The organism is Bacillus sp. EE-W1 (genome assembly GCF_009760835.1).
Lineage (GTDB): Bacteria > Bacillota > Bacilli > Bacillales > Bacillaceae_G > Bacillus_A > Bacillus_A wiedmannii.
In genome coordinates this window covers 58,501-84,146 of the sequence record NZ_WIPE01000054.1, presented here as the reverse complement: position 1 = coordinate 84,146, position 25,646 = coordinate 58,501, and the positions used below count along the sequence as shown (strand labels likewise).

29 protein-coding genes and 1 riboswitch are annotated in these 25,646 nt (G+C 35.2%); of the genes, 2 read left to right on the top strand and 27 right to left on the bottom strand.

Going from position 1 to position 25,646, the window contains the following annotated elements:
- Positions 1 to 4: 4 nt before the first annotated feature.
- The 12 genes from GFJ36_RS06835 to GFJ36_RS06780 form a co-directional block, all read right to left on the bottom strand.
- On the bottom strand, positions 5 to 985 hold the full coding sequence (locus tag GFJ36_RS06835; protein WP_157349517.1) for a YpdA family putative bacillithiol disulfide reductase: 981 nt from the start codon (positions 983 to 985) through the stop codon (positions 5 to 7).
- Positions 986 to 1,094: 109 nt separating this feature from the next.
- Positions 1,095 to 1,625: a peptidoglycan recognition protein family protein gene (locus tag GFJ36_RS06830; protein WP_001240648.1), complete on the bottom strand. Its 531-nt coding sequence runs from the start codon at positions 1,623 to 1,625 to the stop codon at positions 1,095 to 1,097.
- A 79-nt stretch (positions 1,626 to 1,704) separates the two neighbouring features.
- Positions 1,705 to 1,941 carry a DUF3961 domain-containing protein gene (locus tag GFJ36_RS06825; RefSeq protein WP_001983018.1) on the bottom strand — a complete coding sequence of 79 codons (237 nt, stop codon included), beginning with the start codon at positions 1,939 to 1,941 and terminating at the stop codon, positions 1,705 to 1,707.
- A gap of 94 nt (positions 1,942 to 2,035) precedes the next feature.
- Complete coding sequence (locus tag GFJ36_RS06820) at positions 2,036 to 2,245, bottom strand: hypothetical protein (RefSeq protein ID WP_000426773.1); 210 nt, start codon at positions 2,243 to 2,245, stop codon at positions 2,036 to 2,038.
- Positions 2,246 to 2,323: 78 nt separating this feature from the next.
- On the bottom strand, positions 2,324 to 3,610 hold the full coding sequence (gene gudB, locus GFJ36_RS06815) for an NAD-specific glutamate dehydrogenase (RefSeq protein ID WP_000225171.1): 1,287 nt from the start codon (positions 3,608 to 3,610) through the stop codon (positions 2,324 to 2,326).
- Between the two features lie 351 nt (positions 3,611 to 3,961).
- Positions 3,962 to 4,570: a genetic competence negative regulator gene (locus tag GFJ36_RS06810; RefSeq protein ID WP_001235391.1), complete on the bottom strand. Its 609-nt coding sequence runs from the start codon at positions 4,568 to 4,570 to the stop codon at positions 3,962 to 3,964.
- 77 nt (positions 4,571 to 4,647) lie between these two features.
- A complete protein-coding gene (locus GFJ36_RS06805; RefSeq protein ID WP_141542767.1) occupies positions 4,648 to 5,523 on the bottom strand; it encodes a MerR family transcriptional regulator in 876 nt (291 codons plus the stop codon).
- Positions 5,523 to 6,305: a metallophosphoesterase gene (locus GFJ36_RS06800; protein WP_088062688.1), complete on the bottom strand. Its 783-nt coding sequence runs from the start codon at positions 6,303 to 6,305 to the stop codon at positions 5,523 to 5,525. The genes GFJ36_RS06805 and GFJ36_RS06800 overlap by 1 nt, the downstream gene beginning before the upstream one ends.
- A gap of 58 nt (positions 6,306 to 6,363) precedes the next feature.
- Entirely contained in the window at positions 6,364 to 6,843 is a 480-nt protein-coding gene (locus GFJ36_RS06795; RefSeq protein ID WP_001231546.1) for a LysM peptidoglycan-binding domain-containing protein, read from the bottom strand.
- A 22-nt stretch (positions 6,844 to 6,865) separates the two neighbouring features.
- Positions 6,866 to 7,429, bottom strand: a complete 564-nt coding sequence (locus tag GFJ36_RS06790; protein WP_001025770.1) for a CPBP family intramembrane glutamic endopeptidase — start codon at positions 7,427 to 7,429, stop codon at positions 6,866 to 6,868.
- Positions 7,429 to 8,958 carry a RecQ family ATP-dependent DNA helicase gene (locus GFJ36_RS06785; protein WP_088608748.1) on the bottom strand — a complete coding sequence of 510 codons (1,530 nt, stop codon included), beginning with the start codon at positions 8,956 to 8,958 and terminating at the stop codon, positions 7,429 to 7,431. Before GFJ36_RS06785 ends, GFJ36_RS06790 begins: the two co-directional genes overlap by 1 nt.
- Positions 8,948 to 10,009 (bottom strand): YpbB family protein, encoded by a 1,062-nt coding sequence (locus GFJ36_RS06780; protein ID WP_088062686.1) that lies wholly within the window; start codon positions 10,007 to 10,009, stop codon positions 8,948 to 8,950. Before GFJ36_RS06780 ends, GFJ36_RS06785 begins: the two co-directional genes overlap by 11 nt.
- Positions 10,010 to 10,298: 289 nt before the next feature.
- Between GFJ36_RS06780 and GFJ36_RS06775 the strand changes: the two genes are divergently transcribed.
- Complete coding sequence (locus tag GFJ36_RS06775) at positions 10,299 to 10,547, top strand: ferredoxin (protein WP_001151994.1); 249 nt, start codon at positions 10,299 to 10,301, stop codon at positions 10,545 to 10,547.
- Positions 10,548 to 10,670: 123 nt separating this feature from the next.
- Here the strand turns inward: GFJ36_RS06775 and GFJ36_RS06770 are convergent, their stop codons facing one another.
- Positions 10,671 to 11,249 carry an ECF transporter S component gene (locus tag GFJ36_RS06770; RefSeq protein ID WP_000810851.1) on the bottom strand — a complete coding sequence of 193 codons (579 nt, stop codon included), beginning with the start codon at positions 11,247 to 11,249 and terminating at the stop codon, positions 10,671 to 10,673.
- A gap of 162 nt (positions 11,250 to 11,411) precedes the next feature.
- A riboswitch (FMN riboswitch) is annotated at positions 11,412 to 11,551 on the bottom strand.
- 245 nt (positions 11,552 to 11,796) lie between these two features.
- Here GFJ36_RS06770 and GFJ36_RS06765 point away from each other — a divergent pair.
- Positions 11,797 to 12,483, top strand: coding sequence for a hypothetical protein (locus tag GFJ36_RS06765; protein WP_000711800.1), 687 nt, complete (start codon positions 11,797 to 11,799; stop codon positions 12,481 to 12,483).
- A 29-nt stretch (positions 12,484 to 12,512) separates the two neighbouring features.
- Here GFJ36_RS06765 and GFJ36_RS06760 read toward each other — a convergent pair whose 3' ends face one another.
- The 14 genes from GFJ36_RS06760 to GFJ36_RS06695 form a co-directional block, all read right to left on the bottom strand.
- A complete protein-coding gene (locus GFJ36_RS06760) occupies positions 12,513 to 13,127 on the bottom strand; it encodes a peptidoglycan DD-metalloendopeptidase family protein (protein WP_088062685.1) in 615 nt (204 codons plus the stop codon).
- Positions 13,128 to 13,212: 85 nt separating this feature from the next.
- On the bottom strand, positions 13,213 to 13,794 hold the full coding sequence (locus tag GFJ36_RS06755) for a cob(I)yrinic acid a,c-diamide adenosyltransferase (protein ID WP_087985531.1): 582 nt from the start codon (positions 13,792 to 13,794) through the stop codon (positions 13,213 to 13,215).
- Positions 13,795 to 13,931: 137 nt separating this feature from the next.
- The gene (resE, locus tag GFJ36_RS06750) at positions 13,932 to 15,707 is read right to left on the bottom strand and encodes a sensor histidine kinase ResE (RefSeq protein ID WP_000964666.1); all 1,776 of its coding nucleotides are present in this window, start codon (positions 15,705 to 15,707) and stop codon (positions 13,932 to 13,934) included.
- Positions 15,707 to 16,423 (bottom strand): DNA-binding response regulator ResD, encoded by a 717-nt coding sequence (resD, locus tag GFJ36_RS06745; protein WP_000426862.1) that lies wholly within the window; start codon positions 16,421 to 16,423, stop codon positions 15,707 to 15,709. Before resD ends, resE begins: the two co-directional genes overlap by 1 nt.
- A gap of 302 nt (positions 16,424 to 16,725) precedes the next feature.
- A complete protein-coding gene (gene resC, locus GFJ36_RS06740) occupies positions 16,726 to 17,883 on the bottom strand; it encodes a cytochrome c biogenesis protein ResC (RefSeq protein WP_087985530.1) in 1,158 nt (385 codons plus the stop codon).
- A gap of 14 nt (positions 17,884 to 17,897) precedes the next feature.
- The gene (gene resB, locus GFJ36_RS06735; RefSeq protein ID WP_000910540.1) at positions 17,898 to 19,523 is read right to left on the bottom strand and encodes a cytochrome c biogenesis protein ResB; all 1,626 of its coding nucleotides are present in this window, start codon (positions 19,521 to 19,523) and stop codon (positions 17,898 to 17,900) included.
- A 121-nt stretch (positions 19,524 to 19,644) separates the two neighbouring features.
- Positions 19,645 to 20,166 (bottom strand): thiol-disulfide oxidoreductase ResA, encoded by a 522-nt coding sequence (resA, locus tag GFJ36_RS06730; protein ID WP_000742211.1) that lies wholly within the window; start codon positions 20,164 to 20,166, stop codon positions 19,645 to 19,647.
- 94 nt (positions 20,167 to 20,260) lie between these two features.
- Positions 20,261 to 20,989: a 23S rRNA pseudouridine(2605) synthase RluB gene (rluB, locus tag GFJ36_RS06725; RefSeq protein WP_000440552.1), complete on the bottom strand. Its 729-nt coding sequence runs from the start codon at positions 20,987 to 20,989 to the stop codon at positions 20,261 to 20,263.
- A gap of 292 nt (positions 20,990 to 21,281) precedes the next feature.
- Positions 21,282 to 21,812, bottom strand: a complete 531-nt coding sequence (gene spmB / locus GFJ36_RS06720; RefSeq protein ID WP_000029511.1) for a spore maturation protein SpmB — start codon at positions 21,810 to 21,812, stop codon at positions 21,282 to 21,284.
- On the bottom strand, positions 21,809 to 22,405 hold the full coding sequence (gene spmA, locus GFJ36_RS06715) for a spore maturation protein SpmA (protein WP_000247806.1): 597 nt from the start codon (positions 22,403 to 22,405) through the stop codon (positions 21,809 to 21,811). Before spmA ends, spmB begins: the two co-directional genes overlap by 4 nt.
- Positions 22,398 to 23,522, bottom strand: coding sequence for a D-alanyl-D-alanine carboxypeptidase DacB (gene dacB, locus GFJ36_RS06710; RefSeq protein WP_001252621.1), 1,125 nt, complete (start codon positions 23,520 to 23,522; stop codon positions 22,398 to 22,400). Before dacB ends, spmA begins: the two co-directional genes overlap by 8 nt.
- A 111-nt stretch (positions 23,523 to 23,633) precedes the next feature.
- Positions 23,634 to 24,548, bottom strand: a complete 915-nt coding sequence (locus GFJ36_RS06705) for a superoxide dismutase (RefSeq protein ID WP_000082674.1) — start codon at positions 24,546 to 24,548, stop codon at positions 23,634 to 23,636.
- A gap of 105 nt (positions 24,549 to 24,653) precedes the next feature.
- The gene (locus GFJ36_RS06700) at positions 24,654 to 25,145 is read right to left on the bottom strand and encodes a YpuI family protein (protein WP_000067570.1); all 492 of its coding nucleotides are present in this window, start codon (positions 25,143 to 25,145) and stop codon (positions 24,654 to 24,656) included.
- Between the two features lie 22 nt (positions 25,146 to 25,167).
- A complete protein-coding gene (locus GFJ36_RS06695) occupies positions 25,168 to 25,557 on the bottom strand; it encodes a hypothetical protein (protein WP_000583791.1) in 390 nt (129 codons plus the stop codon).
- Between the last annotated feature and the right edge of the window lie 89 nt (positions 25,558 to 25,646).

Genomic DNA, 25,646 nt, shown 5'->3' with positions numbered 1-25,646 from the left:
CTTTTTATATTTCCCTTGACGCAATGGTTTGCGCAATCGCATCCCCATGAAATCGACCGTTCTCAATAAATATTTCATTCGCATTATTTCCAGCAGCAATTACACCTGCAATGAAAATATTTTCAGCGTTCGTTTCCATTGTATCCTCTGCATAAATCGGACGTCCTGTTTCTACATCAATCCGAACACCCATCTTCGTTAAGAAACTATGATCAGGATGGTAACCAGTCATCGCAAATACAAAATCATTTTGGATTGTATATGCCTCATCATCGACTGTAAACGTTAATGTATGTTCAGTAATTTCTTTCACGTGAGCCCTGAAATGCATTTGAATTGTGCCGCTTCGTACTAACGCCTCAAACTCCGGCAAAATCCACGGCTTAATGCTTGGTGAATACTCACTTCCGCGATATAAAACCGTTACACACGCACCGGTTTTAACAAGTTCTAACGCGGCATCTATACTCGAGTTTTTCCCACCTATAACTACTACATCTCGATCAAAATAAGGATGTCCCTCTTTAAAATAGTGAGCTACTTTCTTCAGTTCCTCGCCGGGAACATTCATATAATTTGGATTGTCATAATATCCAGTTGCTACAACAACATATTTCGCTATATATATTTCTGTACTTCCGTCACGCTTTCTTGTCTCAACATGAAAAACTTCTCCATCTTTTTGTACTTTTTCCACTCGCTCAAAAGCATTTACACGTACAGATTTACGCTTTACTACTTCACGATAATACGCAAGCGCTTGATTTCGAACTGGCTTACGATTTTCTGTAATAAAAGCTACATCACCAATTTCTAATTTTTCACTAGAAGAGAAAAATGTTTGATGAGTTGGATAATTATAAATCGCATTTACAATGTTTCCTTTTTCAATTACTAACGGATTTATCCCTACCTTTTGCAACGAAATTGCTGCTGCTAATCCGCACGGACCGCCTCCAATTATGATAGCTGTTTCTTTCTGCATACTCAGCTCACTCCTAGTCTTCTACCAATACGCTATTTATAAAAACAAGAAAAAACCTACTTACAGCAGTAGGCACCTATCTTTATTGTATTCATTTTTCATATATTTGTCATCTAAACGAAACGTACATCCGATAGACATCTGCTAAAAACTGCTGAAATTTAATACCTTGTTTCCCTAATACATTTTCAGGATCAATCTTTCTAGCTGGGTCAAGTGTTTTATGTGATACGATATCTTTCTTCGGATTCAAGCCGAAGTTTTGACATAAATACGCATGATACCACGTAAAACGGGTATATGCTTCCCAAAAGTTAACATCACCGCCATAACAAAGTTCCACTCCAATGGCAGCCTTATTAGCATCATAACCATATAAGTCATTATCTGTCGGCACACCATATCGAACGTGATAGGCAACTTCATTTATAGGAACAATTTCCAATATTGTTTTATCATCTATAAATGTATGTGCCGAAGCTTTCGGTTGTATTTCATTAAAATAATCCCGATTCCCTATCGCATTGCTACCAGGGTTCCCCGTATCATGACTTACAATAAACCTTACTTTAGAAAGAGGAATTCCCGGTCGTGAACTTCCATACCCAATATAGTTACGCTCTATAGGAAACATCGCCATTACTACCAACTCCCGCTTCAGAAGATTACCTTACTTCTTTATATATGTATTCGGTAGCAATGTCCTTATCGCATATTTCTTACGCGAAGAGAAAATCGAAAATATTTGATGTGAACACCATAAATAATAAAATACTTACAGCAACTCCATAAAAACCGTAAAACCAAACACAATCTTCTTTCGTATCTAAACCGAAAAATTTATTTACAGATTGTAATAATGTGCCGCGCTTACTTTGTTTGTTTCTTAATACTTCCACTCGTTCTACAACATCTGCTGGCATCATAAACCTTTGGTCTACTGTCATTTTCATCATTTATCTCTCCTTAAAATCATTTCCGTTTTGTTTATCTAAGGAAAGTATAGCACGTTTGTTCGTGTAGAACAAGCGTTCTTTTTTTGTTTTTATTTTATTTTTCAACAATCCAAGTAAGAATTGAGATTACAAAAGCGATAATCGGCCCTACTACAACTGCACCAAATATTAAAAACAGTAGTCCTTCTCCGAACATCCGAACGTTACTTGTTTTTCGGGCTTTCATCGTTCTTGAGAGTTCTCCCTCTAACCTCTTAACCTTTTCTTCTAATTGTTCTACTCGTTCCATCATTTCATTTTCCATATACAACACCTCACACTAATACTTCAACAAAAAAACGTGATTCCCTCGAAAGGAATCACGTTTTCTCACGATATAATATTATACCCAACCTCTGAAGCGACTTGCTTCAGCCATTTTACGAACACCGACCATATACGCAGCTAAGCGCATGTTCACTTTACGAACTTGTGCTGTTTCATAAATAGAATCAAATGATCTTACCATTACTTTTTCTAAACGTTGTTCTACTTCTTCTTCAGTCCAGTAGTAACCTTGGTTATTTTGTACCCACTCAAAGTAAGATACTGTTACACCGCCAGCACTTGCTAATACGTCTGGAACAAGTAAAATTCCGCGATCTGTTAAAATTTTAGTTGCTTCTAATGTTGTTGGACCATTTGCAGCTTCAACAACGATTTTTGCTTTAATATTATTAGCATTTTCTTCTGTAATTTGGTTCTCAATTGCAGCTGGAACTAAAATGTCGCAATCAAGTTCTAACAATTCTTTGTTTGAAATTGTATTATTAAATAGTTTTGTTACTGTACCGAAGCTATCACGACGGTCTAATAAATAATCAATATCTAATCCGTTTGGATCATGCAATGCACCGTAAGCATCCGAGATTGCAATAACTTTCGCGCCTGCATCATGCATAAATTTAGCTAAGAAGCTACCAGCATTACCGAATCCTTGAACAACAACGCGTGCACCTTTAATATCAATGTCGCGTTTTTTTGCAGCTTCGCGAATACAAATTGTTACACCTTTCGCCGTTGCTGTTTCACGTCCATGTGATCCACCTAATACAAGTGGCTTACCTGTAATAAATCCTGGTGAATTAAATTCATCAATACGGCTATATTCATCCATCATCCATGCCATGATTTGAGAGTTTGTGAATACATCTGGAGCTGGAATATCTTTCGTCGGTCCTACGATTTGGCTAATTGCTCGTACATAACCGCGGCTTAATCTTTCTAACTCACGGAATGACATTTCACGTGGGTCACAGATAATTCCACCTTTACCTCCACCGTATGGTAAATCAACAATACCACATTTTAAACTCATCCAGATTGAAAGTGCTTTCACTTCATTTTCTGTTACATTCGGATGGAAGCGAATTCCACCTTTCGTTGGACCAACAGCATCATTATGTTGTGCACGATATCCTGTAAATATTTTAACAGTCCCGTCATCCATACGAACTGGTATTTTCACTGTCATCATACGAATTGGTTCTTTTAATAATTCATATACTTCGTTTGGATAACCCAATTTTTCTAATGCTTCACTAATAACAATTTGTGTCGAATTCAATAGTTCAAAATGTTGTTCCCTTTGTTGTTGTGTTTTTGTTTGAGTTCCCTTTTCGGCTACCATAGTAAGTAAACCCCCTGTAATTTCACTTGTTTAGTAAACCTTCATTGCCTAGTATACACCGTTAAATTTGGAATGCAATAGAAAACGCTAACAAATATATACAAACTATTTCCTGTTGCAAGCGTTTTCACTATCATTATAGTCCTTTTATTGCTTTTAGAAAAGTAAAATACTTAAATATTTAAATGTTTTTTATTTTACTTATATATAACAACTTAAGAAGATATTTTTAAGTATAGTAAAGAGCGCCCAAATATTTATGATTCCCGCTATACCATTAATTGTTTTGACATTTTCAGACCAACATTTTAGGTTTCTCCAAATAAAAAACAAAACCTTAGCTTTGTTATATTAGCTAAGGTTTTGTTTTTTCACAAAGTAATTGTGTATTTGTTCAATTGCTTGAGAAGCCATTAATTCTTTACCATACTCCATTAGACGATAAATAGTTGCTGTAGACGGATTACCATATTCCGCTAAAATAGCTATAAAATCTGCCTTCAGTAATTGAACCTGCTCCTCTTCTTCCATCCAAAGATAGAAACGCCCATCCCACGTATATAGTTTTCCGCCAGTTACATCAAGGTTATATAAACGATTCGACAGGTTAATTACGTCATCTAGTGTAGCAAACTCATAAAGTATATGCTCGCTTTCATCTAGAGTCACTTGCATTTCAATAAACTCGTCACGGAACTCATCATCTGTATCCACATCTTGATGTTCTTTCGTTACAATTACGACCATTCCTTGCGCTTGTAGAGAAAATACTTCAACTGCAATTGGACCATCCGCTTCAAACCCTAGTTCCTTATTTGCTTCTTGCATCATATCACGAAATAATTGCTGTACTTTCGGTGCATTTCTCCACAAATCTTCTTTCGTTAATCCTCGTTCAGATAAATCATCAAATGTTAAGAAAATTTTTATCTTATTGTAATTTAATCGTTCCAGCCTCATCTCATACCCTCCCTACGTAACCAATGAATATAATTTTTATTATATGAAATAGAAAATAGATGGTTCTTTTCGAACAACTATTCTAACATTTTTAACCAATCATCCCATTCTTCTTTCGTATCACCAATTAGGCATGTTTGAATGTTCAACTGATCTCGAGCACCTATTTCTCCTATAAACCCAACAGAAAGTTTCTCACTTTTTTCTTGCAACAAATTCATGTCCTTTATCGCGTTCTTAAGTTCTCGTTCCCCATCAAAAGAGACTACTACATATGTAGGTTGTATTTGCTCAACAGCTAACAAAATACCATCTTCCGCTAAGCTTGACCTAATATATATCACCTCATATCCTTTTAAGCGTAAATACGTTGAGAAAACAAACCCTTTCAACATATTATTTTCTAACACGACAACTTTGTGTATAGAAGAAAATGATGATGCATTATGATACACCATTCCTAGACGAGTTTGTAAAAATGATACGACATATTGGAATTGCACCATTGTAACTTCATTATTATTTTTTAACGTTAACAATTTATTTGACACTTGAAGAACAATACTTGCTATGACTTTTTCTGTTGCATAAATACTGAAAGCCTCGTTTAACAATGCAGAAGTTGTAATTTCATCAAATTTTAACAAAGCTTGCAGTAAATCGTCCACTAAAACAACTTCTCTATCGTAATGTATTTCTTTTTGAACATTACTCTGCAAACGATTCCCTTCTAATAATTGAACTGCTTGTCCAATCATCATGCCGGAAGAAACCTTGTCCATTAACCATTTCAAAATTTGAATATGCTCTTCTGTATATAATCGATGCCCCGCATGATTCCGCTTCGGGGCAATAATTTGATATCGTCTTTCCCATGCACGAAGCGTACTCGGCTGAATTCCAATTATATTCGAAACAGCTTTTATGTTATATTTCCCGTTTAGAGTTGGCATCATTTCCCTCCGCATAACGTAATAATATGTGTTTGAGCAGGTGCTCGGAAGCGAAGTGGAATCAACGTTGTTCCATACCCATTACTAACAAAAAGAGTCATATTTGAATGCTTATATACGCCACCTTTTAAATATTTTTTAGATGGGAATAATCGAATCTGTCCTCCATGTGTATGTCCACTTAACACAAGTGAAATTTGTTCTTTTCCAGACATTTTATTTATTATATCAGGGTTATGGCTAATTAATATGCGAAAACCATCTTCTTTGCAATCAGCCAAAGCTAAATCTAAACGATCACGCTTCAAACCAACATCATCTACACCGAGCAAACAAATTTTTTCTCCTAGTTCAGACTCAAATACAACTCTTGTATTATCTAAAACTTTCACATTATTTTCTAATAACAAAGCATCTAATTCATGATATTCAATCTCATAATCATTATTTCCCCACACAAAATATACAGGAGCTATCGCTCTTAACTTTTGTATATTTGCAGAAATTTTCGATAAAGGGACGCCTCTTTCCGCTAAATCACCGCCAATAATTACAAGGTCTACTTTTCCTTTTACTTGTTCAATTAATGAACTTGAAATGACCCTTCTATGAATATCAGAAATAAAAAACACCTTTACTTTTTGAAAACTTTTCGGAAATTCTTCAAAAAGTAAAGTATGTTCTAACACAGTATTACGCATCGCTTCTGTATACATTACCATTACAAGAAGAAATATAATACCAATACATATGAGAGCACTTAATAAGATAATCCATATCATATATTTTTCACTCCCTTCCGCATAAAGATAATCCTCAGTTTTTATAGTAGGTATGCTACTAGCTATCCTGTTTTGCGGACTTATCTTTTATCGGAATTTTTATTTCTTGACCTACATTCACTTCATCTTCTTGTAAATCATTATACTTTTTAATCACTTCAATCCCAGTTTCATCTGAAAAATATTGCTTCGCTATACTTTCTAAAGTTTCTCCTTCTTTTACCGTATGCGTTACTACTTTCTCAGATGTTGCCTCAGACTCAGATTTAGCTGAATCAAAGAAAATGACCTCAAACGCACTTTTCCCAGCGTTATTACCATCACTTTTCACCTGAATATATTTATCTGTATACCATAAGATACTAATTGGTAGTAATATGAATAGAAATGTTAAAACTCGGACGAAAATATGATTCATTTTAAACTTTTCTTTTTTCTCTTTATTTCTATGAATTTCACTACGCGGCGGTAAACTTTCTTTTTCTTCCACTCGCTCAACTTCTAATTCCTCTTCGAAATCAGGAATTCGTTTTCTCATGTTGTTCACCACCACCTTCCATTTATTTTCTTAATTGGAGTCCCATTATAAAATCAACAAGAAAGTGTGCAAAGATTGTTATAAATAAATTTCCTGTCCATTCAAACACATAACCAAAGACAAAACTAATGAAACAGACGAAACAAAACAAAAATGGCTTTGTTATATACCGAATATGTAACACTGCAAATACTAAACTCGCTATTACAATTCCAAAGTGCGTCTGCACTACACCTCTAAATAAAAATTCTTCTGCAAAGCCGATAATGAACGTAATAACGAGTAGGTGCATAACTGACATTCCTTGAAACATCTTATCGTTAATACCACCATCATCAAACCAAGACTCTGGAAATACTCGCATTGCAACATAATCTAATAACACAATACCAATCGCCAACAAGCCACCTATTATAAGTATAGACACCGGTTCCCACTTCCACAGACTATACACCGATTTTATATCTCGGAATAATACATATGCTAGTAAACAACCGATACCGATAATAATGAACTGTGTGATATACAGATTCAGCCTTATTTCTTTCGGACTCATATCTTCAATATTATGCCTTTGAATGTTCATCATTCCCCCATCTTTTCTAGACCGAAAAGCTTTTGTAACTCTGTTTCCCAATTATAGTCGAAATCCGATTGTTGCGCTTGTCTTTTTTTATAATCTATTTTTGTAATACCACAATAGTCACAGCAATTTTTCAACTCGTTCTCTTTTCTATAACCGAACTGTTGTAACAAATATTCACGCCTACATTCTTTCACTTGTATCCACGATTTCATGTTTTCTAGCTCACTATATTTATTACGTAGCCTTATTTCTACTTCAACTATTAATCTGTTCATAATTTCATCTGACAAGCTCTCTAATTTTAATTTTCGCTGTTGTATGATTCCAAGCTGTTCAAGATGATAGCGGATGAAACGCCAATATTGTTCATTAAATCTTGCTGCATTATAACAAATTTCTTCTACCTCTTCTATTGGTAATTCTTTCGTTTGAAACATTCTTTCTTGTAGTAAAGAGAATAAAAATTGTATTTGCGACTGACTTGGCAATTCATCTTCAATTATTGAAATTGGTAAATCGTGATCTAACGGACTACATAGTAAGATAGCTATACTCGGTTCACCATCTCTTCCAGCTCTTCCGATTTCTTGTAAATAGGAAGCTATATTAGTCGGATAATGAAAATGAATAATATAGCTCGTATTCGACTTATTTACTCCCATACCAAAAGCACTTGTACATATTACAAGCTGCAACTGGTCATTCATAAACTGCTGTTGAATTAACATACGCTCTTCATGTTCCATACCACCATGATAAAAAGCGACACCAGTCACGCCTTTTCCTCTTAAATACTCCGTTAAACGTTCTGTCCACGCTCTGCTTGAACAATATACAATCCCTGGCCCTTGTAAATACATCACCTGGTTCAAAAGCGCTTCTTTCTTCTCTTCTATCGTCTCCACAAATTGTACTTCCATCGCAATATTTGGACGATCAATAGAGTATACATGCTGCGTCACTTTCTTCAAATCTAAACTCTCTGCTATATCTCGGAGTACATCTTTTGTCGCTGTTGCCGTTAATGCTAGCACCGTAGGAGACCCGATATTTTCAATGACTACATTTAGTTTTTTATAGTCTGGCCTAAAATCATAACCCCATTGTGAAATACAATGAGCCTCATCCACAACAAATAATGAAATATGAACTTTCTTCAATTCTCTTATTAACACTTCCGACTGCAACATCTCTGGTGAAACAAAAATAAATTTATATGAAGCTAATTTTTTCATCGCTTCTCTTTTTTCATGTAATGTCCGAAAACTATTAAGTGCTATTACTCGGTTTTTCACAACATACTTTAATTGTGTAACTTGATCTTCCATCAAAGATAATAATGGTGATACAACAAGCACGGTTCCTTCTTGCATTAGCCCTGGAAGTTGATAGCACATAGACTTCCCTCTTCCAGTCGGGAGCATTGCTATAACATCTTTTCCTTCTAATAAATCTGTAATTACCCCTTTTTGCCCTGTACGAAATTCAGAATATCCAAACCATCTATATAAATATTCCTCAAGCTTCATTTATACCCTCCATCCGCGCCAATACAAGACGAACTTCAAAATAAGAGATACCCTCTCCAACCGCTTGTTTCAACTCACGCAACTTACGTGTTTGTAATGCCTCAATTACTTTTGTTACTTTATCTATTTTGTCTTTTTCCATAAACATCTCGATTGAAAACTCTTTTTCCCGCAAAGCAATTTCAACAAAATGATCTTCTATCGTTGCAACCTTTAAATTTCTAATTGTCGCTATTTCATCTAAAGAGCGTCCTTGTCTCCAAAAATTATATGTTTTTTTCGTTGATAAACTAAATAATTCAGCTCTCTCATTTGGATAAGAGATAATCTCAGCCAATAGCGGAAATTCATTTTCTTTATCGTGAACTTCTTGTATAAAGAAGTGAATCGTACCCCAAAATAAAAAATACACCCGGAATATATCTTGTTTCGTAATTTCCGCTAATTGCTGCAATGTACAACCGATACGTTCATATCCTGTTAATCTATATGTTACAATCGTCGCTTCTACTACATCACCTTTTCCTAAAAGATTATGTATTTCTTTCCATAATCTTTTAGCCAATTCACTTCGCCTATATGGTATACCTGTTAAAAAGCGTTTTACCCACATCATTATTTCTGTATCTTGTTGAATGGGAATAAATTTCGTATTATTCTGTTGTAAATTAGATATAGTTTGAATAATTAATGATAAACGTTTCCAAAATGTTTCACCTAATTCACCATAGTGTAAACTATGTAAATGCGCGGGAAAAGCATACACTTCCTCCCATGTATGTAACTGCATTTTACCTTTAGATGTTAACAAATATGTATTTTCATGTATTTCTCGAATCAAATCTGCTTGCAACAACTTTGCAACTTCACGATCATAGTCTGTTCTATTTAACGATTTATATATTCCAAACAAAAATGAAATTCGGAACATGTTTCCATCTTGTAACGTTTGCGAAGATCGTTTTCCTTTTAATAAATAATAAATAGAAGAAACGGTCCTTTCACCATTCAATTGTTTTAAACAATACAATAAAGTATATTGTAGTTGCATTACCGCTTCCACCTTTCAATCTAGCTTAATTACTTTTTAGTATGATTGCACTTACTCATTAAACTTATCATATCGGCACTATGTACTTGTATATAGTATATTGTACCAAACGAAATAACATTTACGTATTTTGAAAATCTTATGACATAATGCAAAAATTAGTTGACACTCTAATTGATAAGGATTATCATTATAATTTTATGTTGAAAAGTTTTAAAAACCGTTTTACAATAAGGTTATAATTTTTATGGCGAGCTTTTCACATACATATTATCAGGAGGGAAAAAAGATGGCAAAATATACAATCGTTGATAAAGATACTTGTATCGCATGTGGTGCTTGCGGCGCTGCTGCACCAGACATTTATGATTATGATGATGAAGGTATTGCATTTGTAACGTTAGACGATAACCAAGGTATCGTTGAAATTCCAGATGTATTAATTGAAGATATGATGGATGCATTCGAAGGTTGTCCAACTGACTCAATTAAAGTTGCTGATGAATCATTTGATGGCGACTCTTTAAAATTCGAATAGTCTTTTATTAACTTCAAAAAATATCCCTCATTCATATGAGGGATATTTTTTGTTTTCTATTTTCATTCTACTTAATAAAAAACCACTAATAGTTCCATACTACTAATGGTTTTATTTTATATTTTATGCATTTTTCATTTTTGCAAACACCCATACTTTCAGGCGTGAGAATAACGCTACAAATACAATTGTCACAACAATTCCTTTAATCAAATTAAATGGTAAGATTGCCGTTACAACCGTTGTTCTTATAGCCTCGCTAGACATAGCTGGTGAATTTAAAAACCAAGTGTAAGCTGGGAATATAATGATGTAATTTAATACACTCATAATGAGCGCCATTGTAATTGTCCCTAGCATTAATCCTGTCGTTAAACTCTTAACAGTACGATACTTTCTAAATAAGAAAGCTGCCGGTCCAATAAATAAACATCCTGCAATAAAGTTAGCAATTTCTCCAACTGGCACTCCCGTTAAACTCCCTTGAATTCCGTAATGTAAAATATTCTTTATCGCCTCTACAATTATCCCTGCAACTGGCCCGAAAATAATTGCTGCAATTAGAGCTGGTACATCACTAAAATCAATTTTTAAAAATGGCGGAAGCCCTGGAAACGGGAAATCCAACATCATCAGTAAATATGCAATACTACTTAGCATCGCTACACTCACCATCTGCACTACACTGTTTTTTTGTTTCATCTTTCTCTCTCCTTTTCCATCGATCTTCTCATGGAAAGTGGAAAGGTTCTGCTATGCCTACTTTTTCATAGAACGAAAAAACCCTTTGTGTTTTACACAAAGGGAGAATTTAAGGCACATCAAACAGACGTTCAAATCCATATCTTTTTTGAACGCTTGAACCTCCATCTTCTCCCATCCAGACTATACTGTCGGCTTTGGAATCACACCAAATCCTGCCTTAACGGCTCGCGGGCTTAGAACAAAATCACATATAGTTCATCACCGCCGGTCGGGATTTTCACCCTGCCCCGAAGATAGACCGATATTCTATTTTCCACTTTATTATACAACAACATAATCGTATTGTGAACAAAAAAAGTGTAACTTACTAAAAATAAGTTATTAATTTTATATAATTAAAACCAATCACTATATTTTACAATACACCCCAGATTTTTTAGTATTCGGCATTTCCCCTATGAATCCCCTAGTCATATATAATGAAAAGTGATAAGATGTTGAATTGTTAAGATAAGAACATTTTCTGGATTATGGAGGAAATGTCATGAAAAAAGAAAAGAGACACTCTATTCGAGAAGCAATGAAAAAAAACTTAAGAAAAGAATACTTTTACTTAAAAAAAGAATTACTTTTCTACTGTCCAATTGATTTAGGCACATTCTCAAGCGAGACATACTATGCTGCTTTCGATGAAGATGGCATCAGTATTTATCAGTATGATAAAAAAACAGAGAGTAAATTAAAACTGTGTGAGCGTCACCCATGGAAAAGTTGGAATAAAGTGAAGGTGGATCATTATTTGACAACTTCTCAATTTATTTTTCAAGGTGAGCGAAACTGGATATTATCCCTTTTCCAAAAAGGAAAAGAAGCTCAAAAAATAATTGAAGAGCACACATCTTTACAAACTGAAGTTGTTTCCCGCTCCTTCTTGAAAAAACTTCCAGGGTTCCGTTCTAATGCACCGTTGAATAAATACATCGGCAGCATTTGCTACACTGCACTTATTGCATTTTTATTAAAATGGATGATTCCATTTCAAGCACCACAAATCGCCCTGTACTCCATTTCAATCGGTTGTATGCTTCTTGGTTTACTTTGTTTGACAATCGGTTTAATTGAACCGACTATTGTACTATTTCGAACGAACGAAAAAACAAGAACGAAAGTATTTTACTTATATAGCTACTTAGCTATTTCTGGATTTATATGTGTCTTTATTTTTTGGTAAAAAAAGAGCTAGTTTAACTAGCTCTTTTTTTACTTTACGTATAATTGTTGATTTGGATAAATCCTATCTTGCTGCAGTCCATTTTTATCTTTAACTTCCTTAACTGACATACTAAATTTCCGTGCAATACTAACTAAAGTGTCCCCTTTTTGGACGACATATAAGGATGAGGAAACAACTTCATTTCTCTGTTCATTTAGAACAAGCAATGGATTCATCGCATTCTTTTTCGCCATCGTCCATCTTCCTTGATGAACTTCTAAATGTAAGTGTGCACCTCTCGATTCTCCTGTATTTCCTACTTCTCCAATTATTTCTCCTTTTGAAATATAATCCCCTTGAACTACATATCTCTTATTTAAATGCGCATACACGGCCTCATATTCTCCATGTTTAATAAATACAACGTTTCCATAACTACTTGAATAGTAAGACTTTGTTACCTTACCTTCTTGAATAGCTGCCACAGGCGTGCCAATCGGTGCCGCTATATCTATACCGTAGTGTTTTCCATGCCTTGTCCCAAAATAATCACTTATCTGCCCTTCAACAGGCCATGTCCATTGATTTCCCTCTGCGTACACATGTAATTGAGAAAAAAACAATACCGTCAATAACATGACGCCACATTTTAACACTTTCATATACATCCTCCGTTTTCTAATTAACACCATACCTTCTCTTATTTTGGTATATTACAGAAAAAAGTATACAAAAAAAGAAAGTGAATCACTCCACTTCCTTCTCGTTTTTATCACGAAAAACGATTGCACTGCGATTATACTCCACATCTTTTACTTGTAATCGAGCGTTTATTACTCTAGCTACCGCAAACAAATAATCAGATAATCTATTTACATACTTTAGAACAACTTCATTTATTTTCCCTTCTTTTTGCAAGGACACTACACATCGTTCTGCTCGCCTTACAACTGTACGTGCAATATGAATAGCAGCTGCCGCTTCGCTTCCACCTGGTAAAATAAAACGCTCTAACGGCGGTGCTTCTTCTATATACGAATCAATCCTTCTTTCTAAGCTTTCAACCATTTCAACCGTTACTTTATAAGGAATTTTCCCCTCTACTATCGCCAAGTCTCCCCCGCAATCAAATAGTTCATGTTGAATATTTTCAAGTTCATTGTAAATATCTCCAAAAGATCCGCCTTGTAGCTTAGTCATTGCATATCCAATATGAGAATTCGCCTCATCTATCGTGCCATATGCTTCAACTCGGATATTATCTTTATCCACTCTGCCGCCTATTACACTTGTTGTCCCTTTATCTCCTGTTTTCGTATATAATTTCATCGCTTCACGACACCCCTCTTGCTATTCTTCATTCGACTAAGATAGAAAAAAAGTTCTACTATTATTTATTTAATTGATTTTACAAAAAAATAAAAAACAGTAGAACTTTATTCATTATCAACTTTAAAAACGTATATCTAAATTATACGATTCGGTAAATATACAGAGAATGTAGTTCCCTCTCCAACAACACTTGAAACAGCAATTTTACCATCATGGCCTTGCACAATATTTTTTGCAATCGCAAGCCCGAGCCCCGTTCCACCTTTTTTCCCACGTGTTCTTGCTTTATCAGCTTTGTAGAAACGATCAAATAAAAATGGAATATCTTCTTCTGGAATACCAGCGCCCGAATCTTGTACTTCAAAAGTAAGACCATTATTTTTCGTATTAATTACAAGCGTTACATGTCCGCCTGCATTCGTATGACGAATTGCGTTATCAATTAAATTCGTCAATACTTGTTCCATACGATCTGCATCAAACGGGTATTGTTCAATTGGATTCTGGAAATCAACCGTTAATGCGACTTCTTTATCCTTTGCAATTCCTTGGAATTTACGACCTATTTTTTCAACGAAAGGATGAATATCAACTTCACCTATATGTAACTCTACATTACCACTTTCCATACGCGCTAAATCTAATAGTTCATTTACAAGTTTACCTAAACGAACGGATTCATCATAAATAATTTGAACAAACTCATTAATTTCTTCTTTCGTTTGCACAATATCATCTAAAATCGCTTCACTATACCCTTGAAGCATTACCATCGGTGTACGAAGTTCATGTGATACGTTCGCAATAAAGTCTTGACGCATCTTCTCAAGACGGCGCTCTTCCGTCATATCACGTAATACAGCTACAGCACCACGAATTTTCGTTTGATTGTAAAGCGGCGTCATAAGAACTACATAGTTCCCTTTTTGTAAATTAATTTCAACCACTTGTTGTTGTTCACTTTCTACAACGAGATGGAATAGTTCAACAAGTTCAGAAGGTAGTTTTTTACTGAGCTCTACTTCCTTTTCCTCTTGCCAAACTTGTAAGAAATGTTCAGCCGGCGGATTAATTACAACGACTTCACCTTCTTGATTTAACGTAATAACCCCATCTGCCATACTACTTAAAATACTAGCTAACTGTTCTTTTTCTTGCTGCAGGGCATTCATATTAAACTTCAACTGTTTCCCCATTTGATTTAAGGCCGTTGCAAGCTCACCAATCTCATCCTGAGATACCATAGGTGCTTTCGCATCAAACTTCCCACGCGCGACCTCAAAAGCAACCTCACGCATTTTACGGAGTGGTGCTGTAATTCGAGTAGATAAGAAGAATGCAAAGAACGTTGTTAATATAATCGCAATCCCTGCTGATAAGAATATAAAATCAGTCGTTCTCTCCATACCTTGTATCGGTACTTGTAAAGATTCGTATACGAACACTGCACTTTGATTTTTTGAATGCACTGGTTTTCCGACAATCATAATATCATTTTCAGTGTTTTTATTCTTTCTACTATTAGAGGCTTTTCTAATGTTATTCTTAATTTCTTTTTTGTCTGTAAAAACAGCCGCTAATTCTTTGTCTTCTTTCAAATCATCCATTGTAAGAGTGACTAATCCTTCTTGTTTCGGCGAAGAAGATATTTCTTTACCATCTTCTACAATAATGATCCTTGAAAGTGGATCAGAGAATTTGTACGCGATATTCTCAATCGTTTTTACATCGGCACCTTCCTCAATTAACTCTGAAACACTTGTTGCAACTTTTTGAAGCCTAGCTTCACTCATATCAACATAATATGTTCTAAAAAACTGTGAAAGTAAAATCGCAACAAATCCGAGCACAAACGAAACGAGAAGTAATATAGTCATCCATAACTTCCCTACTACACTTCTCCAAAGCATCAGTCGTTCACAACCTCAAATTTGTAACCTACGCCCCAAACGGTAACAATCATCTTCGCAGCATCTGGTGATTTTTTGCTTAACTTCTCACGTAAACGCTTTACATGCGTATCAACTGTACGTAAATCTCCGAAGAATTCATATTGCCATACTTCTTTTAACAATTGCTCACGATCAAATACCTTATCAGGCGCTTTCGCTAAGAATAATAGTAATTCGTACTCTTTCGGTGTTAAGTTTACTTCATTACCATCTGCTGTAACACGGTGTGCATCATTATCAATTGTTAAATGAGGGAACACAGTAACATCTTTTGTCGTTGTATCTTGTGTAAAGAACGTTGTTGGTACAGAACGGCGTAAGACCGCTTTCACACGAAGCACTACTTCACGTGGGCTAAATGGTTTCACAATATAATCATCAGTTCCTACCTCAAACCCTTGTACTCGGTTTACTTCTTCACCTTTTGCCGTCAACATAATAATTGGCGTCGCTTTCTTCTCACGAACCCCTTTACACACTTCAATACCATCTTTACCTGGCATCATAAGATCTAATAGGATTAAATCGTAATCATTTTGTAACGCCATTTCTAAAGCTGTATCACCATTGTCCGCTTCTTCAATTGTGTATTGTTCTCTTTCTAAATACATTTTCAACAAACGACGAATACGATCCTCATCGTCTACAATTAAAATTCTTGATTCATTTTCCATTTCTACCCGTTGCGTACTTTTACCACAACGGTTTACACCTACCCTTCTACACTAGTATGTTGCGCTATTCTCGTTTATTTAAGCAATCTTCTAAATGTTTCACTTCCCATATTATGCTTCACAAGAATAATAAAGTTTGTTCAATTTTTTTCCAAAACTATGTATTTTTTTTGAACAGGATATAATGTCCTCGACATCATTTTACAAAATCAACCGCTACTTTGTCATGTTTTTCTCAAAAAAGAAGAAAAGTTGACAAAAATAAAATAGGAAAGTGACATTCACTCTCCTATTTTATTTCTCTATGCGTATGAATGTAAACCCGCGATAATTAAGTTTACTACAATAAAGTTAAACATAATGATTGCAAAACCAATTACCGCTAACCACGCTGACTTCTCTCCGTGCCACCCTTTTGATAAGCGTAAATGTAATACCGCCGCATAAAAGAGCCAAGTAATAAGCGCCCAAACCTCTTTTGGATCCCAACCCCAAAAACGTGTCCACGCTATTTGAGCCCAAATCATGGCAAAAATTAATGCACCTAATGTGAAAACCGGGAATCCAATTGCAATAGAACGATATCCGATTTCATCCAGTAAATCACTATTTGTATTCTTTACTAACGGCTGAAGTGCTGCCGATACTCGTTTGCGTAAAACAAGTCTTAATACAATATAAAGTAATGTCCCAACTAACACTGACCAAATAACAGTATTTAATTTTTTCGCATTTACAATCGCTGGAACTTCAACTGTCGGTTCTAATTTATTTTCTGTCAATAACTTTCCTTCGTGCGGTCCTACTAAAGCTGGAAGATTGTACTTCATTTCCACTTGTTGTTCATTTTTATCAACCCATTGAAACTTCGCTTCATATTTCATACTAGAAAATAACGTTGTCACTCCAATAAAACCAACTGTACAAACAAGTGTGAACACTACCGTTTCTAACCAAAATGTACGTTTGCTTCTCGTTGATTGGTCTACATTTTTCAATAAATACATAACGCCCGTAATAAAACTAATTGCTAAAATTGCTTGTCCTGCTGCTGCAGTCGTCACGTGAATATGCAACCAATTACTTTTTAAAGAAGGAATAAGCGGAGATATTTCCCTCGGAAACATACTTGCATAGGCAATTAATAAAAGTGCAACTGGTAATGCAAAAAGTCCGATTATACTTACGCGATACATAAAATACATGACAATAAATGCTCCGACAAGCATCATGCCGAAAAATGTACCGAATTCAAAAAAGTTACTAACTGGTGCATGTCCTGATGCAATCCATCTTGTAACAAAATATACTGTTTGTGCAATAAACCCTAAAATTGTAATCGTTATTCCTATATTTGCCCATTTATGACCTTTTTCTTTAATTGCTCCCCCGAAAAATAGAGTTGCAATTAAATATAAAATAAATGCGGTAAAGAGAAAGTTACTACTTATTTGCACCATATCGTTTCCCCACCTTAACTAATTTTTTTATCCACTACTTTATCGCTTGGCTGCGGAATTGCCGTACCTTCTAGTACTCTTTCAATATCTTTCTTTAAACCGAACCAATTTTTATTCGTGTGTCCTGCAATCCACCATTCATCATTAACGCGTTGTATCCAAATACGACGATGATTCCAATACATCCCTTGAATGACACCAACCATAAATATAAATCCTCCAATACCGAGAATCCAAAGCGTTAAATCTTTCCTTACAGTAAGTGCTGTTGCATTTTGCATTTCCACACCTGCAAACGACATTTTATATTTATTATTTCCATCAGGTTCTATATTTTGCTGAATACCAACAAAACTCACTTCACCATCTGGTGTTTCAGGCGTAAACATTTTAAACACAAATGCAGGGTTGTTTGGTAATTTCGTTTTCGTATTTGGTCTTCCACTCTCATCAAAATAAAAGTCAGGGAAATAGCTTAATAGTTCTAAAGAATAACCATTTCCTAAATCATATTTTTCTGTAGGGTTCGTTAAATCAACTTTGATCGGTCCCCACTTTTGATTATTTTCTTTGTTTTGCAAATGGAATGACATGCTTTTAAATTCACTTTCTTTGTAATCCACTTGATATATAGCAAATTGATCAAATTTCAGCGGTTCATTCACTCGAATTTCCGCTTCTTTTACTTTTTCTAATTTCGGTTTTTGTCCTGCTATATTTTCGCCGACCGCTTTATATAATACAGCATTCGTTTGGAAGTTTTTCGCAATCATTTTATCGCCTACACGATCAATCGCTTCATCAAAAACTTCCTTGTCCTTACTTTTATCATAAACTTCCTTAATAAATTTCTCGTTTTTTAAATAGTATTGACCATCCGTTCCTGGTATTTCTTTCGTTTCACCGTCACGTAACCAAAGGGCTTCGTCTACGTACATACTCGGTAAAAAACGGAGCATTGCACCGAATAAAAAGATAATGAGACCAATATGATTCACATATGGACCCCAGCGTGAAAACCGTCCCTTTTCCGCCAAAATATTTCCGTCTTCCACTTTCACGTTATAGTTTCTTTTCTTTAAATTCTTTTGCACTCTTTCAAGATCACCATCTTGCGGTGTACCAGTACCGTATAATCTTTGTCTCTTTAAAAAGCTAGGGTGTCTTTTCACCCCTTGCTTCTTTAAAGCTTTATAAAGTGGAATGACACGGTCTAAGCTACATATCACAAGTGAAATACCAATTGAAGCAATTAAAATCATATACCACCATGAACCGTATAAATTATTAAATCCTAATTGATAGTATAATTGCCCTAAAAATCCGTATTCTTGCTTATAATATTCAGCTGGTGCAATTCCTGGAGTTATGTACATTTCTTGTGGAAAAATAGTTCCTATCGCTGATGCAGCTAAAGTGATTACAATGAGCCATACACCCACTTTTACAGAAGAGAAAAAGCTCCAAATTTTATCGACTATCGTTTTTGTTTGCGTGAGAGATCTCCGAGCACTCCCCTCATAGCGCATATCCAATAGTTTTATATTTTCATTGCTTTCAAATGGTTTCCCACATGCTTCACAAAAAACAGTTCCTATCGGATTAACGTGTCCACATTCACACTTAATTTCTTTCAACACTCTCACCGCCCCTATATCTATATGTACTATTGTATATTCTACCCTCAAGTTACCGCAATACTCAGAATTTTTAAATCAAAGACGCTATAGGTAAGCGCCTCGTATGTAAAGGCTTTCTTTATTACGGAGTAATTTTCTTTAAATACTCTTCCAATTGTTCTATCGTTTGTTCACCTTTAATCTCTTGAATCACCTTACCATCCTTATCAATCAAGAAGCTTGTTGGTAACGGTATTACTCCATACGTTTTTATAATTTCTCCACCTTTATCAATTGCGACTGGGAACTTAAGATCGTATTGTTTCACAAAATTCTTAACAGCAATATCCGTTTCATCTGCATCTAACGCAATAATTTCAACGCCTTTTTCTTTATACTTTGGATATAATTCGTTCATATAAGGCATTTCTTTTTCACACGGTTTACACCAAGTGCCCCAAAAGTTTAAAAATACACCTTTTCCCTTTAAATCTTTTAATTCAATTTTCTTTCCTTCTAAATCTGTTACAACAAAATTAGGTGCTTCTTTTCCGATTTGCATTTTCTCTTCTTTAGTGAAATATCCTTGATAAAGTGTAAATCCTACAGCACCGCATAAAATGAGTAGAATCATAACGCGAAATAATAAGCGATTTTTTTTCATATTGTCTCCCCTCTCTTCGACGAGTGATAAATATATGTATTTTTTAATAAATCACCAGCGGAGCATTCCACTGGTGAAAGTTTCACACTATCGATTAGCGCGGCTTTGTAGAAGCCAATGCACGTAATTGTTTCACCTCATGTGGTGACAATTCTCTCGCATCACCAGGTCGCAAGCTACCCACTTCTAAAAAGGCGTAGCGTTCACGCTTTAGTTTCACTACTTTACAATCTAACGCTTCAAACATGCGGCGTACTTGACGATTACGTCCTTCATGAATCGTTAATTGTACAATCGCAGTCTCTTTACGCTTGTCCCAAGAAATAATTTTCACTTGTGCTGGTGCTGTTTTCCCATCTTCTAATGCAACACCTCGTTCTAACATGCGAATTTTCTCACCTGTTAATGGCCCTTTAATTTTTGCAACATACGTTTTTTCAACTTTATATCTCGGATGCATTAATACATTTGCAAATTCCCCATCATTTGTCATCAATAATACGCCAGACGTATCATAATCTAAGCGTCCGATTGGGAATAAACGTTGTCTAATTTCAGGGAAAAAGTCTGTTACAACACTTCTTCCTTTATCATCTGATACACTTGAAATTACGCCAGTTGGTTTATATAGTAAAAAATAAACAGGTTCTTCTTTTTCAAGAGGGATGTTATTTACTTCTACTTTATCTTGAGGAGTTACTTTCGTTCCTAACTCCTTCACTATTTTTCCATTCACTTTTACTTTTCCTTGCTGAATTAATTCCTCAGCCTTTCTTCTCGATGCAATACCTGCTTGCGCAATCACTTTTTGTAATCGTTCCATTTCTTTTTTTCACCTCGAATTTATCTTACCTTACATTAGAAAGACTTGGCAACCGCATACGCTTGACGGCCATTCGCTTCATCTTACTTAAACAACATAGCGATGATAATAAACATATAAAGGGCAAATCATGTTTTTACCTTTTATTATTGTCCATATTCTTCATATTGCTCACAATAAAAGTTCATCATTTTGTCAAAAATACCACATAAAAAAACCACTATTAAGCAACACCTTAATAGTGGTCGTATACGTATTATAAGCGAAATAGCATGAAAAATGAATAGCCGCCTTACTTAAACATTAAAGAAACAAACACAATTGAACAAATAATCCCGATTAAATCGGCAAAAAGTCCTACTTTTAATGCATCTCCCATTTTTCTAATTCCAACAGCTCCGAAGTATACTGTTAAAATATAAAAAGTCGTATCTGTACTCCCTTGCATCGTAGAAGCCAATCTTCCAATAAACGAGTCTGGCCCATATGTGGCAATTAAATCGGTCGTAATACTTAAACCAGCAGAGCCTGAAATAGGGCGTATAAGTGCTAGTGGAACAATTTCTGCTGGGACATGAATTAAATCTAACATCGGCTTCATTACTGATATCATTGCATCTAACGCTCCAGACGCCCGAAAAATCGAAATAGATACAAGCATTCCAACCATAAACGGTAAAATAGAGATCGCAATTTGAATCCCTTCTTTTCCCCCCTCAACGAACGATTCATACGTCGGCACTTTCTTTATTGTGCCATATAAAAGGATAAAACCAATTACACAAGGGATTACCCATAATGATATCGTATTGACAATACTCATTTTTTCCGCCCCTTCCTACTCCTTCTTCGGTAAAAATAGCGGTCAATCCAAATCGCTCCGATCATAGAGAGTACTTGTGCAATGAATGTTACCCCAACAATTTCAGTAGGATTCGCTGATTCATACGTCATTCGAATCGAAATGACAGTAGTAGGAATTAAAGTAATCGCTGATGTATTTAACGCGAGAAACGTTACCATAGAACGGCTCGCCGAATCCTTCCCTCCATTTAACTCTTTCAATTGTTCCATCGCTTTAATACCAAGAGGGGTTGCTGCATTACCTAACCCAAAAAAGTTCGCCATCATATTCGATAAAATAAATCCCATTGACGGATGATCTTTCGGTATTTCTGGAAACAACCTTTTTACTATCGGCATAAAAAGTGACACTAACTTTTTTAACAACCCTGCTTCCTCTGCAATTTTCATTAAACCGAGCCAAAATACTAATACACTAATAAGTCCTATACAAATTGTTACTGCATCTTTTGCTCCGTCAAATACGGCTTTATTTATTGCTTCCATCGTTCCATTTATCATGGCATATACAATCCCTATGACTGCCATCGCTACCCATACGAGATTAACCATCGCTCCCAACACCTATCATATGAGAAAAAATTTCTTTCACATTATTCCAATACATTCCCGTTGTAGCTACTAACTTTCGTTTACTATAAAATAAATTCCGTTCTCCAACTTTCTCATTGCCAACATAAATTTCCGTCTTCCCAACCTTTACTCCATCTTTAAGTTTTGCACTTTTATCAAGTTCAACTTTTAATACGACATTCTTTCTTTCCTGCTCAGTTAATGGCACCGCAAAACTATTTTTTGTATATACATGATTGGCATATTTCTTTTCAGTTATTTCAGCAAGAGCTCCTTGTCCTACAACGTTCGTTTGCTTGAAACGTTCAAAACCTTTATCAAATAAATTCATATGATCATCCCAATCACTAGAAGCGCTCAAAGTTACGACAATTAGATCTAGTCCATCTTTTGATGCTGTTGTAACAAGTGTCCGTCCTGCTTTCTTCGTAAAACCTGTTTTTCCTCCTGTCGCAAATTCATAATAAGATGTCACGAGTTTATGTTTGTTTTTCCACGGATAATCCCACGAATCTGATTTATACGTTTTTGTCCCAAAAATCTTCTTAAAGGTTTCGTTCCCCATTGCATACTTTGTTAAAAGTGCCATATCATAGGCTGATGAATAATGGGATCCATCTCCATCCAAACCATGTGGGTTTGAAAAGTGAGTATCTTTCATTCCAATTTGTTTCGCCTTTTCATTCATTAAATATACGAACCCTTCTATACTTCCTCCTACATTTTCAGCAATTACTTGTGCTGCATCATTACCAGATCTAAGCATGAGTCCGTATACTAAATCCTCTAACTTCACTTTCTGTCCAGGCTTTAAATAAATTGCTGATCCTTCTACTCTCACCGCTTCATTACTAACCGATACCATTTCTTTCATTTTTCCTGATTCAGCAGCTAACAAGGCTGTCATAATTTTTGTTATACTAGCAATTTTTTGTGGCTCATGTTCTGCTTTTCCGTATAATACACGACCGGACTGTTGCTCCATTAATACAGCATTTCGAGCACTGACATTACTGTTCATCTTTGCATATGTAGGAATTGGTATAACGCTTGCGTACATAATAAGAAGCGTGATTATTACACAAATTCGTCTCATATTTCCCCCCACGTCCTTTTGGCACTTTTTGTACAAGTGTATGCTTGGCCTTTTAAAATATGAACGAAATCTCTTTCTCCTTCTAATAAAAAAGACGCAGAGAACCTGCGTCTAATACGGTGTCCATTCAATTTGTTTCGCACTTTCAAATCTTTTTTCTACATCAGGCCAATTTACAACATTCCACCAGTTTTTAATATATTCATCTTTTCGATTTTGGTATTGTAAATAATACGCATGTTCCCACACGTCTAGCACGAGGAGCGGTATCGTATCCCATTGTGTAAATAATTGATGAAGTGTACTCTGCAAAATTTCTAATCTTCCGGATCGTGGTACCCAAACGAGAAGCGCCCAGCCTGATCCTTCCACTTTAGAAGCTGCTTCTGTGAAATGTTTTTGAAAACGTAAAAAACTCCCAAAATCTTGTTCAATCTGTTGTGAAAGAGCCCCTCTTGGACTTCCGCCACCATCTTTTTTCATGTTATTCCAAAATATCGTGTGTAAGTAATGACCTGATCCATGAAAAGCCGCTTCTCTTTCCCAATGCTTAATTAAATCAAATTGATTTGTTTTTCTCGCTTCTTCCATCATTTTCTCTGCCTTATTTAACCCTTCCACGTAACTGCGATGATGTTTATCATGGTGTAACATCATAATTTCTCTAGAAATATACGGTTCTAACGCATTATACGGATAAGGTAATGGTGGAAGTGTATGCCCTCCAATTGGAACAGCTCGTTCACTATCCCCTCTTTCATATAGTTCATATTCCTCTTCTCCTTGCACGAATACTTCCTGCAAATGATGCTGAATATGTTCTACATCATCACTTATTTCATACATAAACTCTGCATCTGTATCATACTCATGCTCTTTCATACGATCTAATAACGTTTGAATTTTATAAGCAAGCATATGGACATCATACACTTCCATTGCACGGCTATCTAATACGTGAAGAACACTTTCACACCAGCTTTCTACTTCATGAAAGTAATCTGTAAATACACCTTGCTGACTCATGTTACACCTCCTTAATGCTATCCCCATAAATATATTCAAAGGAAATCCCTTATATAACTTTACAAAAGGAAAAGAAGCTAAGTCCCCTTAGCTTCTTTTTCGCAATTAATATTTGTGTAACATCTTTGTTTGGTAATCCGTCTCATAATATTCTAGTTCTTCACGCATCAATTGAAATTTTCCTTCTAAACTCTTCATCACTTGCTCTATAGATGCTGGTGGCGTTTGTTGAAAAACGATGGAGTTTTTCCCTGTATAGGCAGACCGACTATTTTCATACCAATGATCACTCTTTGGTGAGAAAAACTCTGCAATTACTTGATGATAAATTTTATATAAAATTTTCTCAGCTGCTGTTTTTCGAAATGGCTGGCTATTTAACAAAACAAAACATGCATCATGTCCTTCTTCACAAAAAACGAGAAGACGTCTTATTGATGCTAATAACCCTTTATAATATTGCTCGTTCCCTGCTGGTTTTTCTTCTAATAAAGAAGGCAACGTATGATAATTTACATAATTGGTTATTAAAGTAATAACATCTTCTAAAAACATAGAAACTTGTTCTGTTTGATTTTCAACCATTAGATTAGACATTTTTTCCCTCTCCTTTGCCATTTCACGCTATTTCTACTCTTTTATTTTTATGTAATTCAGCTAATATTTCTTGTACTTTCACCACTGTTTCCTCATCAAAATATTGTTGGAATGCTTCTATATTATTTAAATATAAACGTTTTTGCATGCGATGCTCATTCTCTTTCAGTAAACAACATATCGCTACAATATCCCGTAAATATATGTCTTGTTCTTCTACTTTACATACTGGATTTCCTTCAAAAGGAGTAATTTCTTGTAAAACTTCTTCAAAATATCGAACGTATAAAACGGAAAAAGTTCTCTCTTTATTATTTAATATATATGTCACTTCAGATCTATTAAAGAAATCTTCTGATGTATTAGGTTTCGCTTTCTCTAACTCATATCCCGCATAACCTATTATAATCATCTACTTCCCCTCTCTTCCTTCTTTCAATTCATTTTAACTTAATTTTCTGACAAACGAAATACTCTTTTAAATATAACCCATATAAAAAA